The following is a 20,139-nucleotide window of genomic DNA, read 5'->3' on the forward strand; positions in this document are numbered from 1 at the left end:
ACCATTTGTTCTTACTTATGGTATACAAAAAAGACCAAAATAACAAGCTATTTGGTTTCGTCAGAAGCTGATTTATGCTCGGTATACCGCCGGTGGACGGTAGCACGGGAAATATTGTGGCCAAAGCCCTTCAGTGTGGCTGAGATCTCCTCGAAGGTCAGTCCATTTTCCCGGAGGCGCACGATCTCCTCCACAGGTACCTCTTTCCGGTCGCGTCCGCCAATATTGCCTTGATTCCTTAAATTTCTCTGAGGCCTGTACCCTCTCTCCACAGCCTCTTTCATTCCACGCTTTATTTTAAGGTTATGAATCTTTCTCTGGTACTCCTCCACGATTGCCACTATCTGAAGCACCATGGAATCAGAGTCGGATATTTCAAGCACCCCGTTATGTGACAGTGAATATAAAACCGCCTTCTCCTTGATCAGGCAGTGAAGGAGCGCCACTTTTGCGTTTCCTCTCCCAAGGCGGGTCTCGTCCTGTATCAGGACCGCACCGGCTTCCTTATCCTTCAATAGAGAGAGGAGTTCGAAAATGCCGTCGCGGTCCAGTTCATAGCCGCTTGCCTTCTCACTGATAATCCGGACAATTTCAAAGCCGAGCCGCCCGGCAAGCTCCGTCAGCTCTTTCTCCTGGCGGACCAGGGAAGTTTCCTGTTCAGCCTTCTCTGTGCTCACCCTGCAGTAAATGACTGCCTTCATCCTTACCAACCTCTTTTGATGTATATTTCTTTATGCTGACTGTTTACATATCGCTTGCCAGGGTACCGCTGCCCCCGCTTAATGTGTAGGGAATCTTCAGTTCCTCGCCCGCTTTGATCAGCCCGCCTGAAATGTCGTTATTCTCTTCAATCCACCTGGCGACTGCTTCCTTTGGCAGCTCTTCGCTTTGATAGCGCTCTGCAATCTCGGAGATGGTGTCGCCCTTCATGACAGTCACAGTAGTAGATTTTAGGTTTTGTTCCGGCTTATGTAAAGTGATTAGAGAAAAGACAATGATGAATGCAAAAAACAAAATCGTGTAAGTATGGTTTTTCCACAAAGTTTTCATTGAGACGCCTCCCGAACGTTTGTTTGATTTAACCAAATTATAAACCGAACACTTGTTTTCTGTCAACAAAAATTCGAACTTATGTTTGTATCAGTATTCCTTACATGGTATAATCAGGACAAGAACAATTTATGATAGGGTGCGTGAAAAAATGACTAAACTTTCAAAAAGGCAGATTGATATTTTGGATTTTATCAAGGGCGAAGTAAAGCTGAAAGGCTATCCGCCAAGCGTCAGGGAAATCGGTGAGGCTGTCGGCCTTGCGTCCAGTTCCACTGTACACGGGCACCTGGCACGTCTTGAAAGCAAGGGCCTGATCCGGCGTGACCCGACCAAGCCCCGTGCGATTGAGATTCTGGATCTGGATGAAGGGTCGCATATTCCGAAAGTCAGCGTAGTGAATGTTCCCCTGCTCGGTAAGGTCACAGCCGGCCTGCCGATCACAGCAATTGAGAACATTGAAGAATATTTTCCGCTGCCCGAACATCTTGTGCCGCACGATGACCATGTGTTCATGCTCGAGGTCATGGGAGACAGCATGATTGAAGCCGGGATCCTGGACGGGGATTTTGTAATTGTCCGCCAGCAGAAGACGGCTAATAACAGCGATATAGTAGTAGCGATGACTGACGAGGACGAAGCCACAGTCAAAAGGTTCTTTAAAGAAAAAGATTTCATCCGCCTCCAGCCTGAGAACTCCTCAATGGAGCCGATCATCCTGCAGAATGTTTCTATCCTGGGTAAAGTCATCGGCCTATACAGACAAATTCATTAACACAGAAAAAACCTTTTCCAGTGATATGGAAAAGGTTTTTTCTTTAATTACAGCCTTCTATCCTGGCTGCCCGCTTATAAGGTTTAAATAAAAAGCTGCAGTGCTTTTAGTGCAGCCGCAGCAAGAATAATTTTTACTTCCTTAAACAAGCGCCTTATCGGCAGACTTTTTTTCGTCCAGCAGGTTTTCAGGGTTGAGGGCATGAAGGCTTTCCGGGATGAACAGGCCGTCTTTCCTGATCAGTACTCCATCAAACCATATCTCCCCTCCGCCGTATTCCGGGCGCTGGATATTCACGATGTCCCAGTGGATGTTTGAATCATTTCCATTGTAGGATTCATTTTTATAAGACTGCCCGGGTGTAAAGTGGAAGCTTCCGGCAATCTTCTCATCGAATAGGGTATCATCCATCGGGTGCAGGATATGAGGGTTGACCCCGATGGCAAATTCTCCGATATATCTTGCCCCTTCATCTGTATCCAGAATCTTATTCAGCTCTTCGGTATTATTGGCGGTTGCTTCTACGATCTTTCCGTTCTCAAATACGAACCGGACGTTTTCAAACTTTTTGCCTGTATATGTAGTAGCTGTATTGTATGTAAGCACACCATTGATGGAATCTTTTACAGGAGCGGTGTAAACTTCACCGTCCGGAATATTTCTGAGACCAGAACATTTAACAGACTTCAATCCTTTGATCGAGAAGGTCAGGTCGGTTCCCTGTCCCTTTAGATGAACGGATTCTGTACGGTCCATCCATTCCTTCAGCGCATCCATGGCCCGGTCCATTTTCTGATAGTCCAGTGTGCAAACATTGAAGAAGAAATCCTCGAATTTTTCTAATGACATGCCTGCTTTTTGGGCAATGGAGTAGTTTGGATATTCAAGCAGTACCCAGCGGGTGTTATTGATGATTTCGTTATGTACAGGCTTCATGGCGCTGGAATGCAGCTTTCTTTGGTCTACCGCTACATTCGCATTTTCTTTATCGTTTTTAAGCCCAAAGATCCGGATGGATGCTGCTGCATCCTTATATACCGAGAGATCCCATTTTTGCTGAAGCTCGGATCTTTCTTGAGTAGTCCCTTCCAGCATGAGCCTTGATGTTTCTTCATCGGAAATTTTCACAAATGGATAGGCGCCCCGGTCATAAGCCGCTTTGACCAGTTCTCTGGCTAAAGGCAGGCCGTCTCCGAAAACATCAATGATGACTGTTTCGCCTTTTTTAATTTTTACCGAATAGTCCAAAAGACCTTCTGCAAGCTTTTTATTTCTTGGGTCCCTCATCATAATCCCCCTTATAATTGGCAGTATATTTAATTTTATTATAAGTTTCAGTATTGTCAAACAGATTAAATTCAGCTTTTATGTAATTTAACTTCCCTGCCCATGAATCTTTTCCAAATGTGGATGAGGGAAGCCTTCTTCAATGGGAAAAGGCAAAAGGCCAAGTAATATATAAACGCCATGGCGTTAAGCTTTATGAATTTGCGGTCCCTGTATCCTACAGCAAAACCCCGGAAAAAGTGAGGGTCATCTATGTTTACGTCATGGGATCATGGAAAATCAATACAATGGATGCTGTAAGATAAAAACGTCTTAAGCCCTGGAAGGCAGTTCTTCCAGGGCTTGTTTTTATCGTATACTTTCTTTTTTGTCCAAACTTTCCATTAGGGACAGAATTTTTTCACACCCTTGAGGTTTGTTCCTCTTCAAGTACAGGCGAAGTTCATTCCATCTCAGGGCATGATTTTCTTCACGATATTGCAGAATTTCCTTTTCCATTTTCTTGAATGCTTCAAGATAGTTGCTCTTGAGATCCCATAAAGATTTGTCAGAAAGATGGATGTGTTCATTAGTCTGTAAATGGTAAATCATTAAATTTAGCCGATGCTCCAGGGCTGCATTTTGTATGGGGGACATTTTACGGCTCCTACTCTTTTTTAGTAATGGAGTCTGCCCATACAAAAAGCTGTATATACCTATAGAGAAGCTTTTGGACAAAAAAAGCACCCGGCTGGGTGCGGTTCAACATTCTACCTGTTTTCTACTTGCCCTTGAGTTCTTCTGCCCAATATGACTTCCCTCACTCCTGCACTTCTCAGACAGAGGCTTCCCCACACCAATAATCCGATATAGACGGGAAAAAGAATATGCGTGAACACCGGATTGCCCAGCACGAAATGAAGGCAGACAGCTCCCCCATAATAACCAGTAAGCAGTACCGCTCCTAATACGGAAGTAAGAGGCATCGCATACAGGATGGTGGCTGCCAGACCAATAAGTCCGATGATGACAATCTGCTGCCCATCAAGTCCCATGGAGCGCCCGCTTTCTACCACCTGCGGCACTTTCATCAATTTGGACAAACTGTCAAACAGCATAGTAATGATGACCAGTCCGCTCAAAAAAATAGATGTCCAGAGTCTTCCTTTTGATACAGAATTGTCTATGACTGCCCCTCCTCCCTGAAACCCACTGAATTGGCTGCCTGGCCTGCTTTTGTCCGGAAATTTTCCCCTTTTTCCCGGTTTAGAAATAATGGCCATTTCTTCACTCCCATCCCCTTCAGCTTGTTATCATTATATTGAAGGAGAGGGAATGTTATGACTCGGCCCCATGACCGAAGGAGCGCTGGAGGGCACCTTTAAGCAGTGGCCCTTGCTTGTTTGGGAGACTGTTCCTATTTTTCCGGAAATAGGGGACAGTCCCCCATTTCCCGATTATTTCCCAGACCAATCTTTACAGACGTCGACCCATTCTTTGGCTCCTGCGAATTGTAAGAGTTCGTCACAGGTCAGTTCGATGGCCGAGTTTCTGGACCCACAGGCTGGATATACTGTTTCAAAGCGTTTAAGGGAGATGTCGAGGAAGACATCCAGATCATTTTCCAGGCCGAAGGGGCAGACTCCTCCCACCATATGTCCGGTCTGCTCCACCACCTCTTCGGAAGTGAGCATGCGGGCTTTAAAGCCGAAGTGCTGACGAAATTTTTTATTATCAATCCTTGCTTCTCCTGATGTTACGACCAGGATTGCTTTTTCCTGTTCACCACGAAACGACAGTGTCTTGGCAATCCGGGCTGGAATGACTCCGATTGTTTCGGCTGCCTCTTCTACTGATGCGCTGGAAGATTCAAATTCCATAACATCCGCGCGGCGGCCCCATCTATCCAGATGTGCTTTTACTCTCTCTATTGACATTCAATCTGCCCCTTTCCATTTCATATTCCGAACCTTTTATGTAATGCAAATGTCTATTTGAGAAGGAAAAGCTGGAGGATTTAGCTTACTGGAACCTTCTATTTACTAGTACCCTCTATACCTGCCGCGCTGTCTGCCCCCATAAATGCCCTCTTAAATAGCATAAAATAATCATCCTTCCCTATTTCCCTCGCATTGCTTGGAGTGGAGTTATTCTTAAATGCAGCCTCTGCCAGATAATCAAAATCCTCCTCGCATACATCAGGCAAAGTAGAAAAAGCGGGTATCGCCAGGTCGGCTGCAAGCTTTTTCATTTCAGCCACCAGTAAGGCTGCGGCGGAACGGTCCGGTTCATTTGGTGAGGCGATGCCCATAACCCTTGCAATCTCAGCATGTTTCTCAATATCTGCCCCGGCATTGAATTCAACTATATAAGGAAGGAACATGGAATTGGCCATGCCATGCGGAGTATCATACAAACCGCCTATCGCTTCTGCCATGCAATGGACCGAGGCCACATCCGCATGCGAGAATGCCATCCCCGCAATGGTGGAACCGATCATCAGATGATACCGAGCTTCAATGTCACTGCCATCATTAAATGCTCTTCTTAAATAGGGATAAATATACTTCATGGCCTGTGTTGCAAGGGCATCAGAAATAGGATTTGCCAGCCTGCATGTATAGGCCTCGACGGCATGCACGAGTGCGTCCATCCCAGTCGATGCAGTCAGGTGGGCCGGCAGGTTGTAAGTAAGTTCAGGGTCGACGATTGCAAGGACCGGAGCAATATGAACATCTTTAATGGTAAACTTGATCTTTTTTGCTGTATCGGTGATAACCGAAGACCGGGTTACTTCTGCACCTGTCCCGGCGGTTGTCGGGATAACAGCAATCGGAGTCACCTTCTCAGGGACATTATTTCTGCCTGCATAATCCCGGGGCTCCCCGCCAAGGCAGTGGAGGATGGCGATGGCCTTCGCCGAATCAATCACAGATCCGCCGCCGAGAGCCAATATGGCATCTGCTCCGAAATTCCTGGCCGCTTCCCCGCCAGCTTTACAATCGAGATCCCGGGGATTCGGACTGACCCGATTGAATGTTTCCGTTATATATCCTTCCTGCTCGAGCAGCTCTTTCACTTTGCCCGTAAATCCAGCCTTCTCAATTCCAGGGTCCGTTATAATTAAAATCCTTTCTCCGCCGATAAACTGCTTCATATATGCCCCGGTGTGCAGGAATTCACCATTCCCTGCCTTAATAATAGTTGGCATATTAAATTCCAAAGATTTCATGAGCCTCACTCCTTTCTATTTTTATATCATAAAGGAAGAGGGAGGAAATTTCTTCTCTCCGTGACTTTTTTATCAGAATAATTAAAAAACCATACCCATCACACAGCAAAAAAACCTCATTCCAGTATGAGTCGAAATGCGGTGTTCACGTTCTTAAATAGATCCTGAATTAGCGGCCAGAGAACATGCCCGGCGAGTAAAAATCCAGTTTCGGCAAGTAACCTGCGTTGATTCGCGAGTAAAGTGTTAACTTCGGCGGGTAACTGCTCATCAAGAGGCTGGCCAGGTTGCTGCTGTCAGGTTTTTCTTCAGGATCGACTTGTTTTTTAATAAAATTTGAATCCTATTTTTTCTAAAGCAGGGCTAAAAGTCCTCCCTTTATAGCACTGTAGCATCTAACACAATTAACAATAAAACAAAAAAACCAGGACCCGTCTGTCCCTGGTTTCCTTTAATTTAAAAGACCGCTTCAAATTGCCAATACACCAGTTCGCCCGCGTCTAACCTTACTTGGCAGAGTCATTCTTGCTTAGCGGTTCCAGTCCTGCCGTTTCCATATAATCCTTGCCCCATTTATACATGGCTTCCAGGATCGGCATAAGGCTCTCCCCTTGAGCGGTGAGAGAATATTCCACTTTAGGAGGTACTACCGGGTATACTTCACGCCAGATAATGGAGTCCTCCTCAAGCTCCCGTAATTGGTTAACAAGCATCCTTTGAGTGATTCCGGGAATCAGGGCCTTCAGCTCGCCGAATCTTTTGGTCCCCTCTTTCCCCAGATGCCAAAGGATGAGCATTTTCCACTTTCCTCCGATCACGGAAAGTGTTAATTCTTTTTCACAATTAAACATTTTATCCTGCATTCTGGACATGCTATATCTCCTTTCACTTGTTTTGTCCCATAGTATACTTTTTATCACTATGTATGATGAATGTGCGTACTTTCAATTTAACATCATACGTTATATACTTGCAACAGTTCAATGATTGGAAATCATTGTCCGCGCCTGAAACTCAATAATTCACTGAGTTTCAGGCATATTAATACGGTAGAGTAATACAAAAAAATAGAAATTGGGAGTTGTTTTATATGGAATTACAATTAGCGCTGGATTTGGTCAATATCCCAGAGGCAATCGAGCTTGTAAGAGAAGTGGAAGAGCATATTGATATCGTAGAAATCGGGACTCCTGTTGTTATAAATGAAGGACTTCATGCAGTAAAAGCTGTTAAAGAAGCCTTCCCTAATCTAAAAGTGCTTGCTGACCTTAAAATAATGGACGCAGCCGGCTATGAGGTTATGAAAGCCTCTGAAGCTGGTGCTGATATCATTACAATCCTCGGGACCGCTGAAGATATGTCCATTAAGGGCGCTGTGGAAGAAGCTAAAAAACAGGGCAAAAAAATATTGGTGGACATGATTGCCGTTAAAGACCTGGCTGAAAGAGCCAAGGAAGTGGATGCACTTGGCGTCGATTATATTTGTGTTCATACCGGCTACGATCTGCAGGCAGTAGGCAAGAATTCCTTTGAAGATTTGCAGACAATCAAAAGTGTCGTAAAAAATGCAAAAACTGCCATTGCCGGCGGCATCAAACTTGAGACACTTCCTGAAGCGGTTAAAGTTCAGCCGGATCTTGTTATTGTGGGTGGCGGAATAACCGGCCAGGACAATAAAAAAGAAGCAGCTGCAAAAATGCAGGAAATGATCCGTCAGGGTTAAAATATGAATACGACTCAATATTTAGCTGAAGTCATCGACGAGTTAACCCGGTCCATTGGATTCATTTCTGATGAGGAAGCCGAGAAATTGGTGAATGCTATTCTGGAATCCAAAAAAGTATTCATTGCGGGGGCGGGAAGATCCGGCTTCATGGCTAAATCCTTCACCATGCGTTTGATGCATATGGGGATAGACGCTTATATATTGGGGGAAACGGTGACCCCTCCCTTTCAGGAGGAGGATATCATCATTATCGGGACAGGCTCCGGGGAGACGAAAAGTCTGGTTACCGTGGCAGAAAACGCTCGAAAAATCGGCGGAATGGTGGCAGCCGTGACCATTTCGCCCCAATCCACCATTGGTCAATTGGCTGACTTCACAGTGAAGCTGCCAGGCTCTCCCAAAGACCAGGCAAAAGGAGACTATAAGACCATTCAGCCCATGGGCTCTCTGTTTGAACAGACCCTTTTGCTTCTTTTTGATTCCATCATCCTTAGGATCATGGAAAAAAAGGGCTTGGATTCAAATAAAATGTATGGAAAGCATGCGAACTTAGAATAAGGAACATGCGGCCGCCATGTGTTTAAAGACACATGGCGGCCTTTTTCATTGTGATTCTCTGCTCTTTAACAAAAATGAAAACAAAACAAAGAAGCCCCTAACACATAGTGCCGGGGGCTTCTTTAGATAATTAATACATAGACATATACTGCTCGCGTTCCCAAGGATGAACCTGGGTGCGGAACATATCCCACTCAATCTCTTTAGCTTCGATGAAGTGCTCAAGAAGATGTTCGCCAAGCGCAGCCTGGATCACTTCGTCTTTCTTGAGGTTTTCAAGCGCCGCGTAAAGAGTTGCCGGTAGATCTGTGATGCCTTCTTCTTCACGTTCTTCTTTATCCATCACATAGATGTTGCGGTTAACAGGCGCTGGCGGAGTCAGTTTGTTCTTGATTCCGTCAAGGCCGGCTTTCAACAGTACAGCCATTGCCAGGTAAGGATTCGCTGCTGGATCCACACTGCGGACTTCAACACGTGTGCTTAGACCCCTTGATGCCGGGATACGGATCAGCGGGCTTCGGTTCTGTGCAGACCAGGCAACATAGCAAGGTGCTTCATAGCCTGGGACCAGGCGCTTGTATGAGTTGACAGTCGGGTTTGTGACAGCCGTAAAGTTTGGTGCGTGCTTGATGATGCCGGCGATGAACTGGCGGGCCGTCTCACTTAGCTCTAGGTCTGCTCCTGTATCATAGAATGCATTTTCTTTTCCGTTAAACAACGAAACATTGCAGTGCATTCCGGAACCATTCACGCCGAACAGCGGCTTCGGCATAAAGGTCGCGTGCAGACCATGTTTTCTGGCAATCGTTTTTACGACTAATTTAAAGGTTTGGATATGATCGCATGCTGTTACCGCATCTGCATATTTAAAATCGATTTCGTGCTGTCCAGGAGCAACCTCATGGTGGGATGCTTCAATTTCAAAGCCCATTTCTTCCAGCTCAAGAACGATATCGCGGCGGCAGTTTTCCCCAAGATCCGTCGGTGCAAGGTCGAAATATCCGCCTTTGTCGTTTAATTCCAAGGTAGGCTCGCCTTTTTCATCTAACTTGAACAGGAAAAATTCCGGCTCAGGTCCGAGGTTAAAGTTCGTGAAGCCGAGTTCCTGCATTTCTTTCAAGATTCTTTTCAGATTGGCACGTGGATCTCCATCGAATGGAGAGCCGTCCGGGTTATAGATATCACAGATCAGGCGTGCAACCTTCCCCTTTTCAGAAGTCCAAGGGAATACTACCCATGTATCAAGGTCCGGGAACAGGTACATATCTGACTCTTCAATGCGGACAAATCCTTCAATGGAGGATCCATCGAACATCATTTTATTATCCAGCGCTTTGCCTAACTGGCTTACCGGAATCTCGACGTTTTTGATTGTACCCAGAATGTCAGTGAATTGAAGGCGTACATATTTTACATTTTCTTCTTTAGCTAAACGTTCTACATCTTCACGAGTATACTTTGCCATGCTCTTTGTTTCCTCCCTGAATACTGTTTTTTAATAAGCATTTTTATAATTTAATGGAAAAAGCGAGACATATCACCCTGTCGGAGTGATGATTTATACTTGCCTGCCTGCATGAGCTCAGACCTGAGGAGTTTTCTGAGCTCCTGCTCTGATAAATCGCGCTTCACTTTTTCCCCCTGCTTAACATTAGATAATAACTTTTGGTCTTCCTTTACTTCCATCAGCTTCTTGATGCCGGCAAGATTAACCTTTTGTTCGAGCAGTTCCTTGATCTCGAGCAACCGGTCAATATCATTTAAGGAAAAAAGCCGGCGGTTTCCTTCTGTACGCTGCGGTGTAATGAGGCCATTTTCTTCATAATAGCGGATTTGGCGTGCCGACAGCTCCGTCAATTGCATCACCGACCCGATTGAAAAGATAGGCATTGAACGTCTTAGCTGGCTGCCGCTCACTCTTACTCCTCCTTTTATGAACTTTATAGACCCATTATATTCTCTGTCAGTAAATATGTCAAACAATTGTGAGGTTTTCTAACATCATATTTTTTTAGCTTGTAAGACTTATTATTAACCCGGGTCTTTACCTCATTCCCAACCCTGAAAAACATTTTTTCAAAAAAATCCAGGTGATGATGATAAGTAAAACTTGGTATAGGCCGGAACATGCCTTGAACTTTTTCAAGTACATGCAGCTAATCAAAGAAGGCCTGCCTACCCGGCAGGCTATCATTATTCAAATCAATTTCTTACTCATCAAAGAATCAATCGCACTCAACACCGCAATCTTAACATGGGAATACGTGAGCCCGCCCTGTACGTATGCGGTATATGGCGGCCTTGTCGGCCCGTCAGCAGTAAGCTCGATGCTCGCACCCTGAATGAAAGTGCCGGCTGCCATGATCACATCATCCTCGTAGCCGGGCATATAGCTTGGATACGGAGTGACATGGGAGTTTACCGGTGACGCGAATTGAATAGCCTGGCAGAAGGCAACCATTTTGTCTCTGTCTTCGAACTGGACAGACTGAATCAGGTCTGTTCGTTTCGCATCCCAGGCAGGATGTGTATTCATCCCCAGTTCAGATAACAGCGCCGAGGTGAAGATGGCCCCTTTCACAGCCTGACCCACTACATGCGGTGCAAGGAAAAAGCCCTGGTACATTTCCTGCAGGGAATATAAAGAAGCCCCCGCTTCAGCCCCGATGCCGGGCGATGTAAGCCGGTAGGAGCAGGCTTCAATCAGATCAGCCTTGCCGACGATATATCCTCCGGTCTTGGCAAGGCCGCCGCCGGGATTTTTGATAAGAGAGCCTGCCATCAGGTCTGCACCGACATGGCACGGCTCCCGATCCTCCACAAACTCACCGTAGCAGTTGTCTACAAACACGACAACATCTTCCTTGATTTCTTTGACAAATGAAATCATTTGTTTAATTTCTTCTATAGTAAAGGATGGCCGGACAGCATAGCCCTTGGACCGCTGAATGCCGATCATCCTGGTTTCCGGTTTGATGGCCTTGCCTACGGCCTCGAAGTCCACTTTCCCTTCCTTCAGGCCGACTGCCTCGTAGCTGATATTGAATTCTTTCAGTGACCCAGTGCCATTTCCTCTAATCCCTACGATTTCTTCAAGGGTATCATAGGGTTTGCCGGTGATATAAAGCAATTCATCGCCCGGACGCAGAATTCCAAACAGCGCCGTTGAGATGGCATGGGTGCCTGATATGATCTGCGGCCTTACAAGACCGGCTTCCGCCCCAAAGACGTCCGCATAAATCAATTCAAGCGTATCACGCCCCCTGTCATCATAGCCGTAGCCTGTTGATGGAATGAAGTGGGAATCGCTGACCTGGTGCTTTTGGAAGGCCTGCAATACCCTGAATTGATTTTCTTCTATGCGTGCGTCTGCCTCCCGATGGAGCGGCGCAATTTTTGTTTCGACTGATCCGGAAAGCTGTTTTAGCTTTTCTCCATTTTGTAAAAAATCCAACATTTCTTTCTGTTCCTCTATTCTTGTGTATATTTCATAAGCTGGCCAGTGACCGGATGATCGGCCTGGCTGTATCCAACGCATTCATAGGTTTCCGTATCTTCATGGAATTTCAGGGTACGGAGGATGGTTTCATTTTTAAGCTGTGACAGAAGCTTTCCTTCCCCTGACGGTATGTAGACATGGTAGCTTTCCATTGATTTAATAATCTGCTCCTCGATTCGCGCCTTCAAGGTATGGATGTCACCCTCCTCAAGGGCGCTGATGATCATGGATGGATGCTTGGATACCGGCACGAAATCCGGATGCTGCTGATCCTTTTTATTATACACCGTAAGCTGCGGCAATTTATCAGCTTCCAGATCGGAAAGAAGGTTCATTACGGTTTTTTCATGATTAAAATAATCCTGGCTTGAACTGTCCACGATATGCAGAAGCAGATCAGCCTCACCCGTTTCTTCAAGCGTAGAACGGAATGCCGCCACAAGCGATGTTGGAAGGTCCTGGATGAACCCTACTGTGTCGGTGAGCAGAATGGTGAAACCGCTTGGCAGGATTACCTTTCTTGTCAGCGGGTCAAGGGTAGCAAACAGGAGATTTTCCTCGAACGTCCCTGCCTCCGTAAGCCGGTTGAACAGGGTGGATTTTCCCGCATTCGTGTACCCGACGAGAGCAGCCTGGAATGTCTTGTTCCGCTTCCGGCGGTCCCTGTACCGCTCACGGTGATGAACGATGGTCGAAAGCTGGCCCTTGATATCATCCAGCCTTTTTCTGATATGCCTTCGGTCGGTTTCGAGTTTTGTCTCACCCGGCCCTCTCGTTCCGATTCCGCCTCCCAGACGGGACAATGCCAGTCCCTGCCCCACCAGCCTTGGCAGCAGATATTGAAGCTGTGCATGTTCAACCTGCAGTTTTCCTTCTCTGGACTGGGCTCTTTGAGCGAAGATATCCAGTATCAGCTGGGTACGGTCAATCACTCTTGCTTCAAAGCTTTCTGACAGGTTCCGGATCTGGCTTGGCGACAATTCATCATTGAAGATGATGATATCCGGCTCCAGCTCCTCCGCAAGCATCTTCAGTTCTTCCACTTTTCCTTTGCCGATATATGTTGCCGGGTGGGCCCGGTCCCTTTTCTGTGACATTTCAGCAAGGACTTCACCCTGCGCTGTCTTAGTCAGCGATGCAAGCTCGTCCATGCTGTATTCGAATCTGAGGTCATCATCCGAAAACTGGCAGCCGACGAGGATGGCCCGCTCTTTTTGTTCCATTTCCAATACATCACATCCCTCATGTCATTTTCTGTTTCTATCATATCAAAAGTCTTGATATTATGCGAAACGCTGCCAATTTTGAAGGCTGTACAAATTAATTTGCCCACTCAGCCAAAAAGCGTTTCCAAAGGGAGTACTTCATGGTAAAATCATTCCTGGTTTACCATCATCTTGAGGTTAGGAAGGATCAGCATGACTTGGGAATTACTCAGCATCATAGGAACCATCGCTTTTGCCGTCAGCGGGGCCATTGTGGCGATGGAGGAAGAATATGATATTTTGGGAGTTTATATATTGGGAATCGTGACAGCCTTCGGCGGGGGTGCCATCCGAAACCTCTTAATCGGAGTTCCTGTCACTGCACTATGGGATCAAAGCATGAGCTTTAAGATTGCCCTCCTTGCCATCACGATTGTTTTCCTTTTTCCATCCAGATTGCTTAAGCACTGGAATGTTTGGGGGAATTTTACGGATGCAATCGGCCTTTCCGCCTTTGCCATCCAGGGTGCCCTGTATGCAGTGAAGATGGATATGCCGCTGAGCGGGGTTATTGTGGCAGCGGTGCTGACCGGAAGCGGCGGAGGGATTGTCCGCGACCTCCTTGCCGGCAGGAAACCGCTCGTTTTCCGGGATGAAATTTATGCGGTCTGGGCGATCCTGTGCGGTGCCTTAATCGGCTGGGGCTTTGCCGATAATACCATTGAACTGTACGCCTTGTTCCTCACCGTAACCATACTGCGGGTGCTCTCTTACAAACTGAAGTGGCGCCTGCCATACAGAGGGCTGTCAACGGCAGATAAATCAGCATAAATTGCAGGAAGCAGAGAAAATTTTCTCTGCTTTTTCTGTGGAAAAGGGGCGGAGCTGCCTGGATCACCCTGCTTTCTGGAGCTAGGAGGTTACATCTTTTGTGTCCCCGCAATTGTACATTCTTTTTGGAGTCCAGCCAGTTTTGGATCCTTTAGAACCAATTCTTCCCGCATCTCAGCCAGTTTTGGTTCTAATCGTTCCTTTAGAACCAATTCTTCCCGGATTTCAGCCTGTTTTGGTTCTAATCATTCCTTTAGAACCATTTCTTCCCGGATTCAAGCCCCTTTTGGTTCTAATCATTCCTTTAGAACCATTTCTTCCCGGATTCAAGCCCCTTTTGGTTCTAATCATTCCTTTAGAACCATTTCTTCCCTGATCCCGGCCGGTTTTGGTTCTAATCGTTCCTTTAGAACCATCTCTTCCCGGATCTCTGCCGGTTTTGGTTCTAATTATTCCTTTAGAACCATTTCTTCCCGGATCCCAGCCGGTTTTGGTTCTAATCGTTCAATTAGAACCATTTCTTCCCGGATCTCAGCCGGTTTTGGTTCTAATCGTTCAATTAGAACCATTTCTGCTTAAATCACATCTGAATTTGGTTCTAAGTATCCTTTTAGAACCAATTCTTCCCGAACATTTTGTTCGCTCCCGCTCTAGTCCAGTTCCTTTCCGTGCTTAGCCTGCGGGCAGAACACTTACCTTCTATCCTTACATTTCCTTAATAGAGTTCTATAAAAGAATTTTCTCCTGCCGATATTGAATATAAGAACATTTTCTATTACTATAGAATCATAATAAAGGAATATTTTTACTTTCCAAGGAGAAAAACATGGCAAAATTAGCGATCAAGGCAGGAATGGTCCTCGCAGGAAATGTTTATTCAGAGTCCGGAGCCCTGCTCCTCAGCGCAGGAACAAAACTGAACAAGCATCATATCGAACTGCTGCAAAGGCACAAAATAAAAATGATGGATATTGGCAATCTCTTAAAGAGCGATAATCCGCTGAAAGAGGCTGAGGAAAGCTATAGCAATATCCTGACTGACTTGACCGCAGCTTTCAATAGCCTGCGTGATAAAGAAACCCTCGACGACCTGGAGACCAGGGAAATGCTGAATTGCTCCAATGAGCTTGATCAAAAAGCTGATTTGGATGTAATCCAGCTGAAAGAGCAGATCAAGCAGGATGACTATCTGTATCAGCACAGCTTGAATGTCGGGCTGATTTCCAAGCATATCGCAAAGATTTTGGGTCTTGGCAGGGAGGAACAGAAACTTCTTGTGCAGATGGGGATTTTCCATGACATCGGAAAATTCAAGGTGGATCCGGCCATAATCAATAAACCTGCACGGCTTACTGATGAAGAATATAATGAAGTGAAAAATCATTCCCTTTATGGCTATGATTTAATCAAAGGCACCAGCCTGCCGAATGAAATTAAGATAGGGACTCTCCTCCACCATGAACGGCTCGACGGCTCAGGTTATCCCAATGGCTTGAAGGCAGGGGATATTCCTTTTTTGGTGAGGATCCTGTCTGTCGCAGATACTTTTGATGCGATCTGTTCAAAGAGAGTGTACAAAGGGGGATCTTCCATTCTATTCGCAGTCGAGGAGCTTTTGGAGGATGCCGCTAAAGGGAGACTGGACAACGCAATTGTCCGGCCTTTTACGAAGGATTTAATGAAGGCTATCATCGGCAAAAGCATAAAACTTAGGAATGGCCAATCAGCCGTAATCACATCCGTGCATCCGGACCGTCCAAATTATCCTGTGTTAAATATCGAAGGTTATCCGCCGCTCGATCTTAATGAAGCGAATCTGGCATTGAAGCAGGTAGCATACTTAAACTGAACCGGACGTATTGAAAAAGCTGCAGAGAGTTATCCCTGCAGCTTTCTTTGTCGCCTATCAGATAACATCCTGCTGGACGAACGTCATAATGGCCTGCGGATCGAAGCCATATACCCAGTTTCCGTTGACCTTGATCTGCGGCACGCCCATCTGTCCGGTTTCCTCCACCAGTTTCTGTGCTGCCTCTGTATCCTCCTGGACATTTACTTCCTTAAAGGCAAGTCCCTGTTCAGTAAGGAAATTTTTTGCATGGATGCAGTAAGGGCAGGTATTTGTGGTATACACGGTAATATTGTTATCCATTCTTCTTCCTCCTCATTAATGATAAGAACCTTCCTCCCGGCTTTCTATGGCCAGATCCACACTCCGGATTGTAATGAGCTCTGTCCTATCATAGCTGTCACCCAGCAAAACCCGCATCGCCTGGGACCGTATCGACTTTTCAATTACATTGCGGATATAACGGCCATTTGAAAAACTGATTGGATTCACTTCATTTTTAATGTAGCTCAAGTGGGCACGGATTTTTCTTTCGGCATCAGCACTGAAGATATATTCCTTTTCCTTCAGCATCTTCCCGGCTATCTCCATCAGCTCTGCCACTGAGTAGTCCGGAAAGTCTACAACAATGGGGAACCTTGAGTGCAGTCCGGGATTCAGAGAAAGAAAAAAGGACATTTCACGGGAATAGCCAGCCAGGATTAACACGAATTCATGCTGACGGTCTTCCATATGCTTCACCAGCGTATCAATGGCCTCCTTGCCGAAATCCTTTTCTCCGCCCCTGCCAAGCGAATATGCTTCATCAATAAACAAAATGCCGCCAATCGCTTTTTTGATCAAATCCCTTGTCTTCTGGGCTGTATGGCCGATATATTCACCGACAAGGTCAGCGCGTTCCGCTTCGATGAGATGTCCCTTAGAGAGCACATTCATCTGTTGAAAAAGCTTGCCTATAAGCCGTGCTACTGTAGTTTTACCCGTTCCTGGATTACCCTTAAACATCATATGAAGAGCCTGCTTCTCCGCTCTAAGGCCAGACTCTTCCCTTTTTTTATTTACATAGATCCAGGCATAGATCTCTTTGATTACTTTCTTCATCTCAGCCATTCCAATCAGCGAGCCGAGTTCTTTCTCTATTTCCAAAAGGGGAGCGTGGCGGTGCTTGATATCGGCTGTTTCCAAAGCACGCGGCACTTCCTTCTTAATTGGCTGCCTGCGTTTCTGGCCGCTCAAAACAATATTGATTTGTCCATTATTTTTCATCCGAAAAGGCTCTTCCACTCTCCATTCACCTCTCGATCAAATCAGGGATATGGCGGGCTTAGGACAGTCCCCCGAAACTGCCTTGCCATGCAAGGCTTTACACTCCCGGGAAATAAGGGACTGTCCCCCTTAAAATCCCCCCCGAATCTTGTCATATTCTGCGCTTTCCCGAGAAATAATGCTTCCTTTAAATATATTCGGGGGATGGGTAAAATATCATCTTTTCTTTTAGGATTCAGTCTTCTGTCCATAAGAAAAGCGGCCGTTGCTGCGGCCGCTTCGACAGGTTATGATGGATTACGATTCTTTGCCTTCAAAGTCAATCTGGACATTGCGCTGAGGTGCAAAAGTAGAAATGGCATGCTTGTAGACAAGCTGCTGTTTTCCTTCACTTTCAAACAGGACCGTAAAGTTGTCAAATCCTTTTATCTGCCCTCTGATTTGGAATCCATTTAATAAAAAGACCGTAACATATGTACCTTCTTTTCTTAATACATTCAACACCTGGTCCTGAATATTTACTGATTGCTTCATGAATATGTCCTCCTCTGATCTCTCTATTTTTATCTATTCGCCTTTATTTTCAGCTTTCCTGCAATAAAAGCGGATATATCTTCAACTTTTTTTGGGAATGGGTCCCCGCTTCCCATGTCAAACCAGGCTACCTCCATCTTGTTGCGGAACCAGGTCAGCTGCCGCTTTGCATAGCGCCTGGAATTCTGCTTCAGGTTTTCAAGGGCTTCTTCAAATGAGACTGTGCCGTCAAAATAATCATACAGCTCCTTATAACCGATCGCCTGGATGGACTGGCAGTCCCGGAGGCCCTGTCTGTAAAAAGTCTGTACCTCCTCTTTAAGTCCCTGGGCTGCCATGATATCCACTCGTTGATTGATCCTGCTGTAGAGCTTTTCGCGTTCCATGTCAAGACCGACTACAAGAGAATCATACTTCAATTCTTTCGGCTGGTCCTCAAGCTGTTCGCTCATGGTCCTACCGGTACAATGATAAATTTCAAGAGCCCGAATTACCCGCCTGGTATTTTGATAGGGGATGCGTGCAGCACTTTCAGGATCCACTGCCTGGAGCTCCCGGTAAACAGCTTCAGGGCCAAGTGCGGCAGCCTTTTCTTCAAGCAGTCCCCTATAGGCTTCGTCAGACGGCATATCTGGAAACTGATAGCCATAGAGGACTGACTGTATGTATAATCCTGTTCCTCCCGCGATAATGGGAAGCCTGCCCCGTGCGGTTATATCGGAAATCAGTCCGCTTGCAAGCCGCTGGAATTCTGCAGCATTAAAGCTTTCGTGCGGATCTTTAATGTCTATGAGATGATGAGGGATACCATCCATCTCGGCAGGTGTGATTTTGGCTGTCCCGATATCCATGCCGCGGTAGATCTGCATAGAGTCGCCGCTGATGATCTCACCATTAAATCTTTGGGCAAGTTCGACACTCAAGCGTGTTTTGCCGACTGCCGTAGGACCGATAATGGCCAATACTTTTTCGTTTGCCAACTTTTTCACTGCCTTACTTCTTTTTTTCCTATCTTACCATAATGTAACAAAGCAGTTGAACATCTAACTATTATAGTTAAATAAAGTTGAGAATATACTAATTAAACTTGAAAATTTATCCTTTATGTTTTTTACCCATAATATTTAAGGAAAAACTTCCTGCGGCAAGAAAAATGGCGGATTCAAAATATCCGCCACTTCCCTTATTCTTTCTTGAAATCTATAGTGCTGCGAACTGTATCGATCGGTCTGACAAGCGATTCAATCTGCTCCCGCTTGGATTCCAGAAACGGCGGCAGAGAAAGTTTTTCCCCAAGCGTTTCATATGGTTCATCGCCCATGAAGCCCGGTCCGTCCGTTGCGAATTCAAACAGGATCTGGGGTGCCACCCGCGTATAAAGCGACTGGAAGAAGAATCTGTCCACAAAACCGGAGGTCTGGAATCCGAATCCTTCCATGCGTCCGATCCATTCTTCAAGAACTGAACGGTCTTCTACCCGGAATGCCGCATGGTGGACGGTGCCAAACCCCTGGCGGGCATCAGGAAGGACTGAGTTATGCTCCACAATGACGGAAGCCCCGTTTCCGCCTTTTCCTGCTTCAAACAGGTGGAAAGCTCCTTCTTTTTTTAATTCTTTAAACAACAATGCCTTCTCTAGGACTTCTTTAAAGAAATCGAAATTTGCCACCCTGACAAAGACTGGTCCAAGCCCGGTTATTGCATACTGAAGAGGTACTGGCCCTTTCTGCCACGGTGTGCCGGATTCCACTCCTTTATCCGCTTCGTCTGAAATGAGTTGATATTTTTGATCATCGAAATCAACGAAAGACAATGTTTTTGTTCCGAACTGCTCCTTGATTCCCTCGTGCTTCACTTCTAAGCGGTCAAATCTTTCAACCCAGTAACCCAGGGCTGCATCACTCGGGACCCGGAAGGATGTTTTGGAAATTTCATTAGTACCATGTACTCCTTTTGGAATGCCCGGAAAATCAAAGAACGTCATATCCGTGCCGGGGCTGCCGGTATCGTCCGCAAAGAAGAGATGGTATGTCTGAATGTCATCCTGATTTACCGTTTTCTTTACCAGCCGCATGCCAAGGACATAGGTAAAAAACTCGTAATTTTTTTCAGCGCTGCTGGTAATGGCTGTGACATGATGAACTCCTTTTAACTCGTTCATTTGTAATTCCCTCCTGATATTATTAATAGTGTCATTTTATCTATTTCCCTCTGATTGCTAAGTGAACCAACTTAATTTATCTCAAAATAAAACATCTTTAATTAAAGATAATATACATCAAGGACTTTGTCAAATATTCTTCGCGGTTCTTATGGAGCGGTATGGTACAATTATAGAATATTTCGAT

At 45.8% G+C, this 20,139-nt stretch carries 22 protein-coding genes; 6 read left to right on the forward strand and 16 right to left on the reverse strand.

The genetic code is table 11. The annotated features are described in order from the left end of the window. Positions 1-47: 47 nt before the first annotated feature. Both V1498_RS13695 and V1498_RS13700 read right to left on the reverse strand, forming a co-directional pair. A complete protein-coding gene (locus V1498_RS13695) occupies positions 48-701 on the reverse strand; it encodes a recombinase family protein (protein WP_409294270.1) in 654 nt (217 codons plus the stop codon). A gap of 43 nt (positions 702-744) precedes the next feature. After that, the gene (locus V1498_RS13700; protein ID WP_409294271.1) at positions 745-1,050 is read right to left on the reverse strand and encodes a LysM peptidoglycan-binding domain-containing protein; all 306 of its coding nucleotides are present in this window, start codon (positions 1,048-1,050) and stop codon (positions 745-747) included. 151 nt (positions 1,051-1,201) lie between these two features. On the opposite strand from V1498_RS13700, the gene lexA reads away from it, so the two are divergent. Beyond that, the gene (gene lexA / locus V1498_RS13705; RefSeq protein WP_409294272.1) at positions 1,202-1,825 is read left to right on the forward strand and encodes a transcriptional repressor LexA; all 624 of its coding nucleotides are present in this window, start codon (positions 1,202-1,204) and stop codon (positions 1,823-1,825) included. A 141-nt stretch (positions 1,826-1,966) separates the two neighbouring features. On the opposite strand, the gene V1498_RS13710 is transcribed toward lexA, so the two are convergent. Beyond that, the gene (locus V1498_RS13710) at positions 1,967-3,112 is read right to left on the reverse strand and encodes an aminopeptidase (RefSeq protein WP_409294273.1); all 1,146 of its coding nucleotides are present in this window, start codon (positions 3,110-3,112) and stop codon (positions 1,967-1,969) included. 119 nt (positions 3,113-3,231) lie between these two features. Here V1498_RS13710 and V1498_RS13715 point away from each other — a divergent pair, with 119 nt between their 5' ends. Further along, positions 3,232-3,417: a DL-endopeptidase inhibitor IseA family protein gene (locus V1498_RS13715; protein ID WP_409294274.1), complete on the forward strand. Its 186-nt coding sequence runs from the start codon at positions 3,232-3,234 to the stop codon at positions 3,415-3,417. 444 nt (positions 3,418-3,861) lie between these two features. Here V1498_RS13715 and V1498_RS13720 read toward each other — a convergent pair whose 3' ends face one another. From V1498_RS13720 to V1498_RS13735, 4 genes are all read right to left on the reverse strand, one after another. Continuing rightward, positions 3,862-4,374 (reverse strand): DoxX family protein, encoded by a 513-nt coding sequence (locus tag V1498_RS13720; RefSeq protein ID WP_409294275.1) that lies wholly within the window; start codon positions 4,372-4,374, stop codon positions 3,862-3,864. Positions 4,375-4,548: 174 nt separating this feature from the next. After that, positions 4,549-5,028, reverse strand: a complete 480-nt coding sequence (locus V1498_RS13725) for a YbaK/EbsC family protein (protein ID WP_409294276.1) — start codon at positions 5,026-5,028, stop codon at positions 4,549-4,551. 98 nt (positions 5,029-5,126) lie between these two features. After that, a complete protein-coding gene (locus V1498_RS13730) occupies positions 5,127-6,323 on the reverse strand; it encodes an iron-containing alcohol dehydrogenase (RefSeq protein ID WP_409294277.1) in 1,197 nt (398 codons plus the stop codon). A gap of 506 nt (positions 6,324-6,829) precedes the next feature. Beyond that, positions 6,830-7,195, reverse strand: coding sequence for a winged helix-turn-helix transcriptional regulator (locus V1498_RS13735; RefSeq protein ID WP_409294278.1), 366 nt, complete (start codon positions 7,193-7,195; stop codon positions 6,830-6,832). 218 nt (positions 7,196-7,413) lie between these two features. Here V1498_RS13735 and hxlA point away from each other — a divergent pair, with 218 nt between their 5' ends. Together hxlA and hxlB are read left to right on the forward strand one after the other, a co-directional pair. Beyond that, positions 7,414-8,046 (forward strand): 3-hexulose-6-phosphate synthase, encoded by a 633-nt coding sequence (hxlA, locus tag V1498_RS13740; RefSeq protein ID WP_409294279.1) that lies wholly within the window; start codon positions 7,414-7,416, stop codon positions 8,044-8,046. Between the two features lie 3 nt (positions 8,047-8,049). Then, positions 8,050-8,607 carry a 6-phospho-3-hexuloisomerase gene (hxlB, locus tag V1498_RS13745; RefSeq protein ID WP_409294280.1) on the forward strand — a complete coding sequence of 186 codons (558 nt, stop codon included), beginning with the start codon at positions 8,050-8,052 and terminating at the stop codon, positions 8,605-8,607. 130 nt (positions 8,608-8,737) lie between these two features. Here the strand turns inward: hxlB and glnA are convergent, their stop codons facing one another. From glnA to hflX, 4 genes are all read right to left on the reverse strand, one after another. Continuing rightward, the gene (gene glnA, locus V1498_RS13750) at positions 8,738-10,072 is read right to left on the reverse strand and encodes a type I glutamate--ammonia ligase (protein WP_409294281.1); all 1,335 of its coding nucleotides are present in this window, start codon (positions 10,070-10,072) and stop codon (positions 8,738-8,740) included. Between the two features lie 50 nt (positions 10,073-10,122). Further along, entirely contained in the window at positions 10,123-10,524 is a 402-nt protein-coding gene (locus V1498_RS13755) for a MerR family transcriptional regulator (RefSeq protein WP_409294282.1), read from the reverse strand. A 280-nt stretch (positions 10,525-10,804) separates the two neighbouring features. Next, on the reverse strand, positions 10,805-12,064 hold the full coding sequence (locus tag V1498_RS13760; RefSeq protein ID WP_409294283.1) for an aminotransferase class I/II-fold pyridoxal phosphate-dependent enzyme: 1,260 nt from the start codon (positions 12,062-12,064) through the stop codon (positions 10,805-10,807). Positions 12,065-12,078: 14 nt separating this feature from the next. Next, positions 12,079-13,329, reverse strand: a complete 1,251-nt coding sequence (gene hflX, locus V1498_RS13765) for a GTPase HflX (protein WP_409299289.1) — start codon at positions 13,327-13,329, stop codon at positions 12,079-12,081. Positions 13,330-13,524: 195 nt separating this feature from the next. On the opposite strand from hflX, the gene V1498_RS13770 reads away from it, so the two are divergent. Together V1498_RS13770 and V1498_RS13775 are read left to right on the forward strand one after the other, a co-directional pair. Then, complete coding sequence (locus V1498_RS13770) at positions 13,525-14,142, forward strand: trimeric intracellular cation channel family protein (RefSeq protein ID WP_409294284.1); 618 nt, start codon at positions 13,525-13,527, stop codon at positions 14,140-14,142. An 826-nt stretch (positions 14,143-14,968) separates the two neighbouring features. Further along, positions 14,969-15,991, forward strand: coding sequence for an HD-GYP domain-containing protein (locus tag V1498_RS13775; protein ID WP_409294285.1), 1,023 nt, complete (start codon positions 14,969-14,971; stop codon positions 15,989-15,991). 57 nt (positions 15,992-16,048) lie between these two features. Here V1498_RS13775 and V1498_RS13780 read toward each other — a convergent pair whose 3' ends face one another. The 5 genes from V1498_RS13780 to V1498_RS13800 all read right to left on the reverse strand — a co-directional run bounded on the left by V1498_RS13780 (position 16,049) and on the right by V1498_RS13800 (position 19,952). Next, a complete protein-coding gene (locus tag V1498_RS13780) occupies positions 16,049-16,294 on the reverse strand; it encodes a glutaredoxin family protein (protein ID WP_409294286.1) in 246 nt (81 codons plus the stop codon). A 15-nt stretch (positions 16,295-16,309) separates the two neighbouring features. Further along, the gene (spoVK, locus tag V1498_RS13785; protein WP_409294287.1) at positions 16,310-17,275 is read right to left on the reverse strand and encodes a stage V sporulation protein K; all 966 of its coding nucleotides are present in this window, start codon (positions 17,273-17,275) and stop codon (positions 16,310-16,312) included. A gap of 279 nt (positions 17,276-17,554) precedes the next feature. Then, on the reverse strand, positions 17,555-17,791 hold the full coding sequence (gene hfq / locus V1498_RS13790; RefSeq protein WP_409292422.1) for an RNA chaperone Hfq: 237 nt from the start codon (positions 17,789-17,791) through the stop codon (positions 17,555-17,557). Positions 17,792-17,820: 29 nt separating this feature from the next. Beyond that, positions 17,821-18,771 carry a tRNA (adenosine(37)-N6)-dimethylallyltransferase MiaA gene (gene miaA / locus V1498_RS13795; RefSeq protein ID WP_409294288.1) on the reverse strand — a complete coding sequence of 317 codons (951 nt, stop codon included), beginning with the start codon at positions 18,769-18,771 and terminating at the stop codon, positions 17,821-17,823. A 203-nt stretch (positions 18,772-18,974) separates the two neighbouring features. Further along, positions 18,975-19,952 (reverse strand): ring-cleaving dioxygenase, encoded by a 978-nt coding sequence (locus tag V1498_RS13800; protein ID WP_409294289.1) that lies wholly within the window; start codon positions 19,950-19,952, stop codon positions 18,975-18,977. Positions 19,953-20,139: the final 187 nt, after the last annotated feature.

Source organism: Paraperibacillus marinus (assembly GCF_046237605.1).
Lineage (GTDB): Bacteria > Bacillota > Bacilli > Bacillales > DSM-1321 > Paraperibacillus > Paraperibacillus marinus.

Bases quoted from the DNA above. Each gene is read 5' to 3' on its own strand.
- V1498_RS13695 (WP_409294270.1), bottom strand. From the start codon at position 701: ATGAAGGCAGTCATTTACTGCAGGGTGAGCACAGAGAAGGCTGAACAG.
- V1498_RS13700 (WP_409294271.1), bottom strand. From the start codon at position 1,050: ATGAAAACTTTGTGGAAAAACCATACTTACACGATTTTGTTTTTTGCA.
- lexA (WP_409294272.1), top strand. From the start codon at position 1,202: ATGACTAAACTTTCAAAAAGGCAGATTGATATTTTGGATTTTATCAAG.
- V1498_RS13710 (WP_409294273.1), bottom strand. From the start codon at position 3,112: ATGAGGGACCCAAGAAATAAAAAGCTTGCAGAAGGTCTTTTGGACTAT.
- V1498_RS13720 (WP_409294275.1), bottom strand. From the start codon at position 4,374: ATGGCCATTATTTCTAAACCGGGAAAAAGGGGAAAATTTCCGGACAAA.
- V1498_RS13725 (WP_409294276.1), bottom strand. From the start codon at position 5,028: ATGTCAATAGAGAGAGTAAAAGCACATCTGGATAGATGGGGCCGCCGC.
- V1498_RS13730 (WP_409294277.1), bottom strand. From the start codon at position 6,323: ATGAAATCTTTGGAATTTAATATGCCAACTATTATTAAGGCAGGGAAT.
- V1498_RS13735 (WP_409294278.1), bottom strand. From the start codon at position 7,195: ATGTCCAGAATGCAGGATAAAATGTTTAATTGTGAAAAAGAATTAACA.
- hxlA (WP_409294279.1), top strand. From the start codon at position 7,414: ATGGAATTACAATTAGCGCTGGATTTGGTCAATATCCCAGAGGCAATC.
- hxlB (WP_409294280.1), top strand. From the start codon at position 8,050: ATGAATACGACTCAATATTTAGCTGAAGTCATCGACGAGTTAACCCGG.
- glnA (WP_409294281.1), bottom strand. From the start codon at position 10,072: ATGGCAAAGTATACTCGTGAAGATGTAGAACGTTTAGCTAAAGAAGAA.
- V1498_RS13760 (WP_409294283.1), bottom strand. From the start codon at position 12,064: ATGTTGGATTTTTTACAAAATGGAGAAAAGCTAAAACAGCTTTCCGGA.
- hflX (WP_409299289.1), bottom strand. From the start codon at position 13,329: ATGGAACAAAAAGAGCGGGCCATCCTCGTCGGCTGCCAGTTTTCGGAT.
- V1498_RS13770 (WP_409294284.1), top strand. From the start codon at position 13,525: ATGACTTGGGAATTACTCAGCATCATAGGAACCATCGCTTTTGCCGTC.
- V1498_RS13775 (WP_409294285.1), top strand. From the start codon at position 14,969: ATGGCAAAATTAGCGATCAAGGCAGGAATGGTCCTCGCAGGAAATGTT.
- V1498_RS13780 (WP_409294286.1), bottom strand. From the start codon at position 16,294: ATGGATAACAATATTACCGTGTATACCACAAATACCTGCCCTTACTGC.
- hfq (WP_409292422.1), bottom strand. From the start codon at position 17,791: ATGAAGCAATCAGTAAATATTCAGGACCAGGTGTTGAATGTATTAAGA.
- V1498_RS13800 (WP_409294289.1), bottom strand. From the start codon at position 19,952: ATGAACGAGTTAAAAGGAGTTCATCATGTCACAGCCATTACCAGCAGC.